General features: G+C 29.3%; 11 protein-coding genes. 9 read left to right on the forward strand and 2 right to left on the reverse strand.

Going from position 1 to position 12,066, the window contains the following annotated elements; translation table 11 throughout:
* Positions 1-27 precede the first annotated feature (27 nt).
* From Q5I67_RS04590 to Q5I67_RS04610, 6 genes are all read left to right on the forward strand, one after another.
* Positions 28-1,029 (forward strand): aldo/keto reductase, encoded by a 1,002-nt coding sequence (locus Q5I67_RS04590; protein ID WP_302486501.1) that lies wholly within the window; start codon positions 28-30, stop codon positions 1,027-1,029.
* A 16-nt stretch (positions 1,030-1,045) separates the two neighbouring features.
* Complete coding sequence (locus Q5I67_RS04595) at positions 1,046-1,516, forward strand: flavodoxin (protein ID WP_302486502.1); 471 nt, start codon at positions 1,046-1,048, stop codon at positions 1,514-1,516.
* A gap of 99 nt (positions 1,517-1,615) precedes the next feature.
* Positions 1,616-2,263 carry a DUF4405 domain-containing protein gene (locus Q5I67_RS10415; protein ID WP_368043393.1) on the forward strand — a complete coding sequence of 216 codons (648 nt, stop codon included), beginning with the start codon at positions 1,616-1,618 and terminating at the stop codon, positions 2,261-2,263.
* Between the two features lie 46 nt (positions 2,264-2,309).
* Positions 2,310-2,816 (forward strand): cyclophilin-like fold protein, encoded by a 507-nt coding sequence (locus Q5I67_RS04600; protein ID WP_302486503.1) that lies wholly within the window; start codon positions 2,310-2,312, stop codon positions 2,814-2,816.
* 14 nt (positions 2,817-2,830) lie between these two features.
* On the forward strand, positions 2,831-3,496 hold the full coding sequence (locus Q5I67_RS04605; RefSeq protein WP_302486504.1) for a flavodoxin family protein: 666 nt from the start codon (positions 2,831-2,833) through the stop codon (positions 3,494-3,496).
* Between the two features lie 29 nt (positions 3,497-3,525).
* On the forward strand, positions 3,526-4,230 hold the full coding sequence (locus Q5I67_RS04610; RefSeq protein WP_302486505.1) for a carboxymuconolactone decarboxylase family protein: 705 nt from the start codon (positions 3,526-3,528) through the stop codon (positions 4,228-4,230).
* Positions 4,231-4,315: 85 nt separating this feature from the next.
* On the opposite strand, the gene Q5I67_RS04615 is transcribed toward Q5I67_RS04610, so the two are convergent.
* Both Q5I67_RS04615 and Q5I67_RS04620 read right to left on the reverse strand, forming a co-directional pair.
* Positions 4,316-7,510, reverse strand: coding sequence for a hypothetical protein (locus Q5I67_RS04615; protein WP_302486506.1), 3,195 nt, complete (start codon positions 7,508-7,510; stop codon positions 4,316-4,318).
* 190 nt (positions 7,511-7,700) lie between these two features.
* Positions 7,701-8,645: an AEC family transporter gene (locus Q5I67_RS04620; protein WP_302486507.1), complete on the reverse strand. Its 945-nt coding sequence runs from the start codon at positions 8,643-8,645 to the stop codon at positions 7,701-7,703.
* Between the two features lie 169 nt (positions 8,646-8,814).
* Here Q5I67_RS04620 and mqnE (Q5I67_RS04625) point away from each other — a divergent pair, with 169 nt between their 5' ends.
* Genes mqnE (Q5I67_RS04625) through mqnC form a run of 3 tightly spaced genes read left to right on the forward strand, consistent with a single transcriptional unit; the run spans position 8,815 to position 12,054 of the window.
* The gene (gene mqnE, locus Q5I67_RS04625; protein WP_278474685.1) at positions 8,815-9,900 is read left to right on the forward strand and encodes an aminofutalosine synthase MqnE; all 1,086 of its coding nucleotides are present in this window, start codon (positions 8,815-8,817) and stop codon (positions 9,898-9,900) included.
* Positions 9,901-9,929: 29 nt separating this feature from the next.
* Positions 9,930-11,006, forward strand: a complete 1,077-nt coding sequence (gene mqnE, locus Q5I67_RS04630; RefSeq protein ID WP_302486508.1) for an aminofutalosine synthase MqnE — start codon at positions 9,930-9,932, stop codon at positions 11,004-11,006.
* 16 nt (positions 11,007-11,022) lie between these two features.
* Positions 11,023-12,054: a cyclic dehypoxanthinyl futalosine synthase gene (gene mqnC / locus Q5I67_RS04635; RefSeq protein WP_302486509.1), complete on the forward strand. Its 1,032-nt coding sequence runs from the start codon at positions 11,023-11,025 to the stop codon at positions 12,052-12,054.
* Positions 12,055-12,066 lie beyond the last annotated feature (12 nt).

Below are 12,066 nucleotides of genomic sequence, written 5' to 3' on the forward strand. Positions count from 1 at the left end.
ATAATCTACAATAAAGGAGAAATAATTATGCAATATAGATATTTAGGTAAAGATAAATTAAAAGTATCTGCTTTAGGTTTAGGTTGTATGGGATTTACTCAAAGTTATCCGCCATATCTTCCTGAAAATGAAGCTATCTTTGTATTACAGCAAGCTGTTGATTTAGGCATTAACTTTTTTGATACAGCTGAAGTATATGGCCCATATACAAATGAAGAATTATTAGGCAAAGCATTAAAACCATATCGTTCCCAAATTGTTCTCGCTACAAAATTTGGTTTTGATTTAACTCATAAAATGGATAATGCTAATCGACCTATAGCTCTTTCTAGTAAACCTCAAGATATTCGCAATGCACTTGAAGGCTCTTTAAAACGATTACAAACAGATTACATTGATTTATATTATCAACATCGTGTTGATCCACAAACTCCGATTGAAGAAGTAGCCGAAACTATGAAAGATTTAATCAAAGAAGGTAAAATTTTACATTGGGGATTATCGGAAGCTAGTGCTAAGACTATTCGTAAAGCCCATGCTATCTGCCCTGTAACTGCCGTACAAAGTGAATATTCCATGTGGTATCGTGAAGTTGAAAAAGAATTATTACCTACGCTTGAGGAACTTAATATCGGCTTTGTTCCTTTCAGTCCTTTAGGTAAAGCTGTTTTAACAGGACGATTTAATAAAGATACTCATTTTGCTAAAGATGATTTTCGCAGTCAAATACCTCGTTTCAATAGTGAAAATTTAAATCACAATTATGTTTTAATTGAATATGTACAAAAATTAGCACAAGAAAAACAAGTTTCACCTGCACAAATTGCTCTCGGTTGGCTTTTAGCTCAAAAACCTTGGATAGTACCTATTCCTGGAACTAAAAAAGTTTCTCGACTACAGGAAAATATCAATAGTATAAATGTAAAATTCTCTGCTGAAGAATTATCCATGATTAACAAGCATTTAAACTCAATTACTATTCAAGGTGCAAGATATCCTCAATCACAAGAAAGTTTAATAGATAAATAATAAAGGAGTGTTTACTATGTCAAATACATTAATAGTTTATTATTCTCATTCTGGAAATACTCGTAAATTAGCAAATTTAATTGCTCAACAAATAGATGCAGATTGCTTAGAAATCATACCAGAAAAGCCATATCCTAATGATTATACTAGTGTAGTAAATCAAGCTAAACAGGAAATATCTCGCAATTTTCGACCTGCTTTAAAAAATGCTCAAATTAATTTAAATAAATATACTACTATCTTTATAGGTTCACCAAACTGGTGGAGTAGCATTGCACCACCAATTGCTACTTTCATTGATACTAATGATCTTTCGGCAAAAAAAATCATTCCATTCTGTACTCATGGTGGAGGTGGCTTTGGTCATATTCCTCAAGATATAAAAAGACTTTGCAAAAATGCTACTGTCTTAAATGGATTTGCTAATTATGGTAGCAGTATTAATCTACAAGAAGTAAAAAAATGGTTATCCAAACTAGACATTTGATTATTTTTCATCCATAAACATAAGGAGTATATCATGAATAAACAACTTAAATTAAATTTATTAATCGATATTTGTATGTTTATTTTATTATTGGGTTGTATGTCATATTCCTTAATCGGCATTAAAATACATGAATATATAGGAATTGCTCTATGTATATTGTTTATTATTCATTGTTTTAATCACCAAAAATATTATTACTCTTTATTTCATTTTAAATTTAATTTACAAAAAATAATCTTTTTTATCATAAATTTAGGAACTCTTATTTCCATGTTAGGTTTAATTATATCCAGTCTTATTTTTCTTGACTATATTCCTAATATATATGATATCAACCTAATAAATTTTGCTCGTATTATACATTTATTATCTACATATTGGGGATTTTGCTTTATCAGTCTTCATTGTGGATTACATTGGAAAATGATTTATAATTTAATTTTAAAAAGGCTACCTATAGCCATAAATAAAATATTACAAGCATTTCCTAAAATAAATTTAATTTTATCCTTAATTATTGCTTTTTACGGTTTAAATTCATTTCTACATTATGATTTATTATCGTATATGTTTTATCAAAATAACTTTGTGTTTTTTGATCCTACACAATCCCTACTATTATTTATATTAGATTATATATCTATTAGTGGATTGTTTATAACACTTGCACATTACGGATTAAAATTAATTCCAATATCTGATTTTAAATTCTGCTTAAAAAAAGATAATATACACATATCTTAATTATTAAATCATCAATGATTAAAATTTACGAAAGCAGGTGATTTTCATGAAAAAGATTATTTTACTCTTAAGTTTATTAATTACAACTATATTTTTTACAGCTTGTAGTGCAGAACCACAAACTACAAATAACACAACAAATACAAATGTAGCAACAACAACTTCGTCTAATCAACTAGAAACTAATACGAATATAAATCAAAAAATTATAAAATTAACAACATCTAATAATAATATTATTACCTTAGAATTAAACAATAGTCCTGCTGCTAATGATTTATATAATCAACTTCCTTTATCTATTAATCTAGAAAATTATAGTAATAACGAAAAAATCTTTTATCCTCCTCAAAAATTATCTGTAGAAAATACACCTAAAGCCACACCCAAAATCGGAATTTTAGCTTATTATGAGCCATGGGGAGATGTTGTTATTTTCTATGATGATTTCCGTGCTAATAATGATTTATACGAATTAGGTCATGTTATTTCTGGTGGAGATATAGTATCCGAGCTATCAGGTACAGTAACTATTGAAGCTATGCCTAATTAATGAGGTTATTTATCATGAATCGTAGAGATTTTATCAAATTAAGTGGATCAGGTTTATTGACTCTATTTTTGAGTGGTTGTGGATTATCTGCATTGACAAATAAACCTGAAACAACAGCTAATGCTAATGATCATATAGGAGAAAATAAAATGAAAATCGTAGTTATTACAGGTAGTCCTCATAAAGCAGGAACTTCAGCCCTATTAGCTGATAAATTTATCGAAGGAGCAACAAGTGCTGGGCATGAAGTCTTTCGTTTTAATTCTGCATTTGAAGATATTCATCCTTGCCAAGGTTGTAATCATTGCGGTATGAATGGGCCTTGTATTCAAAATGATGCTATTGAACAAACACTCATGCCAAAATTAATTGGTGCGGATTTAATTGTTTTAATTACACCTCTTTATTATTATGGTATGTCTGCACAAATAAAAACTGTTGTTGATAGATTTTATTCACGTACAAACTCATTGCATCATAAAAAATCAATTTTAATGGCAACTGCTTATAATAGTGCTGATTGGACTATGGAAGCTTTAGTTCACCATTATGAAACACTTGTACGTTATATGGAATGGCAAGATATCGGCAAAATTTTGGCCATTGGTTGTGGCTCTCGTCCTATCATTGAACGTACAGATTTTCCTAATCAAGCATATCAATTAGGCTATAACCTTTAATAAAATTCATTTAAAAGTGAGGGATATTTATGAAATACTTACTATCTATATTGACCTTTTGTAGTGTTTTATTCTTAGGCATAAGTTCTAGTTTTGCTAATTATCAAGCTGGTTCTTTAACAGCAAAACAACAAGCTATTATTCCCATCGCTTCCTATACAGCTACTGGAGATTTAAATAATTTAAAAACAGCTGTAAATGAAGGCTTAGATAGTGGATTAACCATTAATGAAACAAAAGAAATAATGGTTCATCTCTACGCTTATTGTGGTTTTCCTCGTGCTTTAAATGGTCTTGCTACTGTAGATGAAGTTTTATCCGAACGACAAAACAAAAATATTCATGACACTATGGGCGATGAGGCAACACCACTACCAGCAAATACAGATATTTTAGCTCTAGGTACTAGAGTTCAAACTCAATTAGCAGGAGCACCAGTGAATATTGCTAGTTCTTCTGGCATTGATTACATGTTGAAAGCACATCTCTTCGGTGATTTATTTGCTCGCGATATCTTGACTTATCCAGAACGTGAAATTGCTACAATCTCTGCTTTAGCAAGTATGAATGGAACAGAAAGCCAACTTCTATCCCATTTAAATATTGGTATTAATGCAGGACTTAGCAAAACTCAATTACAGGATATAATCAATACTTTAGATGCAAAAGTTAATACCCAATTAGCTCAACATGCTCAAGAAACCCTAGATAACTATCTTGCCTCTTCTAAATAAAATATCATATAAAAAAGATACACCTTAAAAGTTATTTTCATTAACCTTTAAGGTGTATTTTTTATACTATAAAGTCTTTTTTATATTACTTACTATCACTTAAATTATTCTGTTTATCATAGCTATCATCCATAGCATCATAATAATCCCCTATAAGCTGTTTATAGGTTTCTCTAATATTATCGATACTAACATCTTTATATACAGCATATTCCTTTGTAAATTCTACACATCTATTAAAAGTTTCTAAACTACATATTTCATCAATAAAACAAGATTTAGAATAAATCTTTCTCTTTTGTGCTTGATTTCCTGTAAACGGAGATATTATATGTGCTCTTGAACGTAACCCATAGTTTATTCTAAATCCTGGTGATATAGATTTGTTCCATAAATCTACAGCAATACTTTTATACATATTAATTGCAGGTATAATACATCTATTATTATTTTTTTTTTCACTTAAAAAGCTTAACATAAGATTTTTACTTTCTTTAGATAAATTTATTACATATTTTTTTAAATCAGTTAATTCATCTTCTAAATACACTGTAAATACTTTCAAATTACCTTTTTTTTGAAAATATAAATCTTTATATAATAAATTATCTATAAAATGCATATTTTCCGTATTCAACACCAATCTCTGTTGTTTTATATTATCTGGAATTTGATTTAATATTTCTAACACTTCTTTAGGTTCTTTTATTGTATCAAATTTATAATTATGAATACTTACAAAATATACACTTTCATTTAATGGTAAAATTTCATTTAATATAGTATTGTCTAAAACATATTTATTATTTTTATTTAAACGAAAAACTGTAATAGGTATATTAGCAATTTTTTGATTAAGTTGTTCACTAAACTTCATTTTATGTTTAATATCACAAAAGAGCCACAAATTTTCTATACTAGAATCAGAATATTCATCTATATTCTCTATAAAATTTTTACCATTATTTTCAAAAATATAATCTTGATAACAGTTAACAATATTTTTTATAATATTCGTAACTTTATCTATTCCTTTTGAAGTTAATTTTTCCCTATTTAATTGTATATTTTCTTTCAAGTCTAAACCATAAAAATCGATATCTATATCAATAGATTGCCTATTATTTATTAAATTAGACTCTGACAATCGTATTCCTTTTAAATATACCGACAATCCTCTATTTTTTTCATCTAATGAAAATTTAGCATAAGTATCTGTATTTTTATCCCAAATAATAACATCTTTATAATTATTCTTATTTATAATTATATAATTATCTTTAATGATATGATTGTTTGTATAATCTAATCTTATTTTTGAACAATATTCCTTTTCACCTACTATTTCTGATTTTACTTTTATAGAAAACCAATTTATATTATTTAAATTACTATCTAATCTAGATAATAACTTCATTTCATTAAAATATTTATGTGTATCTTTATCTAAAGGATCCATATTATTATTGTAGTCTTCTATAATATCCCTTCTTATTCCATTTAAATTTTTCAAAACATCTTTTTTTAATACAATCTCTATAATAGTACCTTGTTTTATTTTTTCCTCTCTTATTTTTTCATCATATCTATTTAATTTTATAAAACCTCCTTTTTTTATACTATTAATATTAGCCTCAAGTGTTTCTATTCCATTATTTGTTATAATTTTAAAACTATCAGCAACTAAATATATAGTTTGCAATCCTATACCAAATCCAGCAGTAGGTCTTAACCATCTAGGCATTTTAGAAATATATTTTTTCAAACTTCGATAATCTGTATTACTTATAGCTACTTGGCTCATACGTTTAAAGCCTTCAACATCTATACCTATACCTCTATCTTGTATTTCAAATTTAACATCTCCATTATCCAATGTGCTTAACTTAATATTTATCATATAATTTTTATAAATTTCTTCACTCAAATCAAACGGTTTTAATTCTCTTAAATTATTTAAAACTTCTTTTCTTTTTATGGCAAAATCATATATTCCATTTTTTAAATCTTGCCACAATTTTAATTTTGTTGCATCTAAAGCATTTTGTATAACTTCTCTAATAAAAACAAATTTATCATCATAAATATTGTATCCTTCTATTATATCAAATGCTTTTTCTTGAGAAATTTGCAATTTTAAATCACTTGTTCCTTCTATATCAGGCACACCTTTTAAAAGAAGTTCTTTTTTATCAAATCTAGGAGCATATCCACCAAGATTTTTAGGTACAATTTGAGACCAATTTAATGTTAAGAATTTAATTTCTTTTTCTAACCATTTAATAGTATTTCTTATTTCTCTATATGCTTCATCAGAAGAACAATCACTTCTAAACTCAATTTTTTCAGGAGTTATTAATAAATGTCTTGTTGATTGATGTTTTTCTATATGTGGTTTAGTTTGTTCTGGTGGATCACCTGCTACTAACGCAGTAAATGGATTAAATCTACCATTATCTATATCCAATAAATCACCTAATCTTAATAAAACAGCCACAAAACGAGGATGAGCATAATCTGTACTAAATCCATTTGTTTCATAATCTAATTTTAATATTTCATTTTCATTGGCTGTATGCAAACCACATATTTCACCTAATAAATAAAATAAGTTAGCGTTTATTCTACCATTACAAGTTAAATCAATTTTTAGATTTCTACCTAAAGATGTCAAGTATTGTTCTGATATGTTTGAGTGTTTTCGTCTAAAATAAGATTGATTTATTAAATTAACATATCTATAAATTTTTAAGGAATTATAATAACTATCTTTATACTTTTCCAAATTATAAATTGCTTCTATTGCTTCTTTTAAATCTTCATCTATTCCATTACGTGCTTGTTCCAAAAATTCTTCAAATTCTTCACTTTTCCATGCATCTTCTAAATCTTTCATTTTTAAAAGCATACCTAAATCATGTGTATATGCTGCATGAAGAATAAGCCATGTATCTGTAGGCGATAAATTTTTTATTCTATCACCTAATAACATTTCAATTTTATCAATAATTGTTTGAGAATGACTAGCATCATGCTCACTAAAATGAGTATAATTTATACTTACTGATTTAAGTGCATTAATACATGTTTCTTTATTTAAATTCCAAGTAGCATATAAATTTTCATACCTAGGATATTTCTCACTACATTCTTTTAAATGATCTTCTAATCTATATTCTTCCATAAAGAATTCCTTTCTAATAAAAAAACTTATACATAAAAATATACCTATAATAAATATTATTTTATCATTTTTTAATATAATAAAAATAATATCCAAAATCTGCTTAATAATGGTTTCCTAATACTTATCTATAAAAATTATACCATATACTTATGATTTGATAATATAAAACCCTTAGGAAGTAAGATTTCCTAAGGGTTTTACTTTATATAGATTTTATAATTTAAAAATATACATCGTTTTAAAATGGTAACAAAATGGTAACAAATGCCCTTTTTGAGCTATTTCATACTAAGTTCATACACTTTAACACGTAGAGCCAGAAAGTCAATGAGAACGCACTTCCGAGGGTTGTTAACATTACTGCTCCAGCAGTCAAATTACCGTCGTGTCCCATATTCCGTGCCATGATATAACAGCTTACAGTTGTAGCTGAACCCAACATAATCAATGCTGCAACCAATTTACTTTCTGTAAAGCCTAAATAAATAGCAAATGGCATAAATATCATTACAAATACAACTAATTTCATAACACTACAAACAATAATAGGCTTTATATTTTGACTAAATCCTTGAAACTTAAATGCTGCTCCCATAGCCATAAGCCCCATAGGTGTAGCCAAAACAGCAAGCAAAGATACAGTCTTATGTACAATCACTGGAGTTGGAATTTTCAAAAGTGACCAAATAACACCCACTACTATACCTAATATAATCGGATTAGTAATAATACCTTTAATAGTTTTTTTCATCAAGGCAAAAGTTAAACTACTTTGACCAGGTTTCAATAAAGCCAATACGACAACCGCCATCACATTATACAAAGGCACAGTACCTATTATCATCAAAGAAGCCATACCATAATCACCATAAATATTTTGTACAAAAGCCATACCGATTATAGCAGCACTACTGCGATATGCAGCTTGCACAAATTCACCTTGAGAAACATTTTTTCTAAAAGGTATAGAAATAAAAAAAGAAATCAATATACTGAGCAAAGTTGCCCCAAAACAATATAAAACATATGTAGTGTCCCAAGCTTCATAAAAATTAGCTGAACCAATATCTTCAAATAATAATGCTGGCAAAGCCACCACAAATACAAATTTATTCATTTTTGTAATAAAAGCTTCATCAAATAATCCTATTTTACGAAAAACCATACCCAATACCATCATTAAAAAGACTGGTATAGTCGCATTCAAACTAAAAATTAAATTATCCATAAAAATCCTTCCTCATCAAAATTAATAAGTATTTTTTATTATAGCACAAAATTTTATTCACTAATAATATTTATAAAACTTATTTTTCCATTCAATAATTATAGTTGATACATATATAAAAAAAGAGTAAAATCTAATAAGTGAATTTTTTAACTTAAGAGGTGTTCTCGTGATTAATACATTAGATAAAATAGAACAAAAGATTTTAAATAATGAACGTCTAACAAAAGAAGATGGTTTGGCTCTTTTTGCCTCTAATGACCTTGCTCGCATAGGTTATCTTGCAGATTTAGTGCGTAAACGTATCAGCGGAGATTACGTTTATTACAATGTAAATTGTCATTTAAATTTAACTAATATTTGCACAGCTCTTTGTGATTTTTGTGCTTTCGGTTGTGAAGCTACAGATAAAAAAGCATATGCTATGACTATGGAACAAATTTATAATAAAGTAGCTAATGCCTGCAAAGATCCAAATATGAAAAATCTGCATATCGTAAGTGGATTACATCCTGATTGGCCATTTTCTTATTATGTAGACATTATTAAAATGCTCAAAAAAGAATTTCCTCAACTTCACTTAAAAGGTTTTACTGGTGTGGAAATTACTCATTTTGCTAAGATTTCTGGAAAATCTATTCGTGAAGTATTACAAGAACTAAAAGATGCAGGCATTGAAGCTATGCCAGGTGGTGGAGCTGAAATTTTAAATGACCGAATTCGTCAGAAACTCTGCCCTAATAAAGCTACAGCTCAAGAATGGTTAGAAGTTTCTCGCACTGCTCATCAGCTCGGTATCAAGACAAACGCTTCCATGCTCTATGGTCATATTGAAACTATTGAAGAACGTGTAGACCATTTAATCACACTTCGCAATCTTCAAGATGAAACAGGTGGCATTCAGACATTTATTTGCTTCCCATTCCACCCTGCTAATACAAAATTAGGTAAAACTATTCATCGCACTAATGTTTGGGACGATTTAAAAACTATGGCTATCTGTAGATTAATGCTTGATAATATTCATAATATCAAAGCATATTGGGTAATGCTCACTTTACCTATCGCTCAATTAGCTTTAGGCTTTGGTGCAAATGATGTGGACGGCACTATCAGCGAAGAAAAAATCATGCACGATGCTGGAGCAAATTCACCAAAAGCACTCACTCGTGATAATTTAATCAATTTAATCAAACAAACAGGCAGAATACCTGCTGAATGTGATTGCAATTTCAATATAATCAGAACATATTAAGCTAATTATTTTGTAAAGGATTTTTATTTATGAATATCAATCAACAAGCTATAACAAAAGCTCAAAATGGAGAGCGTTTATCTTTTGATGAAGCACTATATCTATACAAATACGCTGATATTTTAGACTTAGCTACATGGGCAAGAAAAGCCAAAGAACGTCATAGCCAAAAAGAAGTCTATTATAATATCAACCGCCATATAAATTTATCCAATATCTGCACTGCTAATTGCCCCCTATGTGCTTTCTCTTGCGAAGATGGCGATAAACGAGGTTTTGTCTTAACTAAAGAAGATGTTGAAGCTAAAATTAAAGATACTATCGCTCATGTCAAAGGATTAACAGAAATACACATTGTAAGCTCTCTCCATCCTACTAATGATTTTAATTACTATATAGAAATCATTAAATCCATAAAAAAACTTTTGCCTAATGTGCATATTCAAGCTTTCACACCTGTGGAAATAGTCCATTTTGCCAAGATTTCTCAAAAAAGCATTTACGAAGTCTTAACTATTTTACAACAAGCAGGTCTTGATTCCCTCCCAGGTGGTGGAGCAGAAATTTTAGATAATGAAATACGTGCTAAAATCTGCCCAAACAAAGCCAATACACAAGAATGGATTGAAACTATAAAAACAGCTCATAAACTCGGTATGAAAACTAATGCTTCTGAACTCTATGGTCATATTGAAACTATAGAACAAAGATTACAGCATTTATTCACACTTAGAGAAATTCAAGATGAAACAAATGGTTTCCAAGCGTTTATTTCTTTCCCATTTCATCCGCAAAATACTCAATTAGAAAATATAAAGCCGATTACATCTTATGAAAGCTTGCGTTTTATCGCTATTTCTCGACTCGTATTGGATAACATTCCTCATATCAAAGCCTTTTGGATGATGCTCACCTTGCCTATCGCTCAATTAGCCCTTGCTTTTGGTGCTGATGATTTAGATGGTACAGTTGAAGAAGAACAAATTATTCATGCTGCTGGTGCTAAAACAGGTCAGAAAATGACTACTACACAATTGCAAAAAATCATCACCGAAACAGGCTATACACCTGTTCAACGTGATTCCTTATATCGAAAAATAAAATAAATTAGAGGTATGATTAATGAACAGACTTTCTGATAAAGAAGCTATTGACCTTTTAAAACATGGTGATATTTTAAAATTAGGTCAACAAGCAAATAAAATCCGCCAAGAAAAACACCCTGGCAATACTGTTACCTTCATTGTAGACCGCAATATCAATTACACTAATGTTTGCCTTAATGAATGTCGTTTCTGTGCTTTTTTCCGTCGTGAAAATCACAAAGACGCTTATTTATTGCCAATAGAAACTATTTTACAAAAAGTAAAAGAAACTCAAGAAGCTGGTGGTACTCAAATCATGTTACAAGGAGGACTACACCCTTCTTTACCTTTTGAATATTACCTAAATATGATTAATACCATCAAAACAGCCTTTCCTGATATTGTAATCCATTCTTTTTCTCCTGCGGAAATACTTCATTTTTCCAAGATAGCCAATAAATCTATCAAAGAAACTCTACAAGATTTACGTTCTGCTGGTCTTGCTTCACTTCCAGGTGGTGGAGCTGAAATCTTAGTTGACCGCGTGCGTAAAATTGTAAGCCCTAAAAAAATCATGACAGATGATTGGCTAAAAGTAATGGAAACTGCTCACTCTATCGGCATGGAAAGTACAGCTACTATGGTTTTAGGACTAGGCGAAACTATTGAAGAACGCATTGAACATATGCGACGTGTTCGCGACCTTCAAGATAAAACAGGTGGCTTCAGAGCTTTCATCATGTGGACTTTCCAACCTGGAAATACTCAATTAGGTGGCAATAAATTATCCTCATGGGAATATCTAAAAACTCTAGCAGTATCTAGACTCTATTTTGATAATATCTCTCATATTCAAGGCTCTTGGGTTACACAAGGTCAACAAATTGGACAAATAACATTAGCCTTTGGTGCTGATGATTTAGGTAGTATCATGCTTGAAGAAAATGTCGTTCGTGCAGCCGGTACTGCTTATCAAATGTCCATTGACAAAATGGTAAATACAATCGAAAAAGCTGATTTTAAAGCAGCTCAGCGTGATACAGAATATAATATCATTCGTCGATTTTAATAAAATTTAATT

This window comes from uncultured Megamonas sp. (assembly GCF_958438645.1).
Lineage (GTDB): Bacteria > Bacillota > Negativicutes > Selenomonadales > Selenomonadaceae > Megamonas.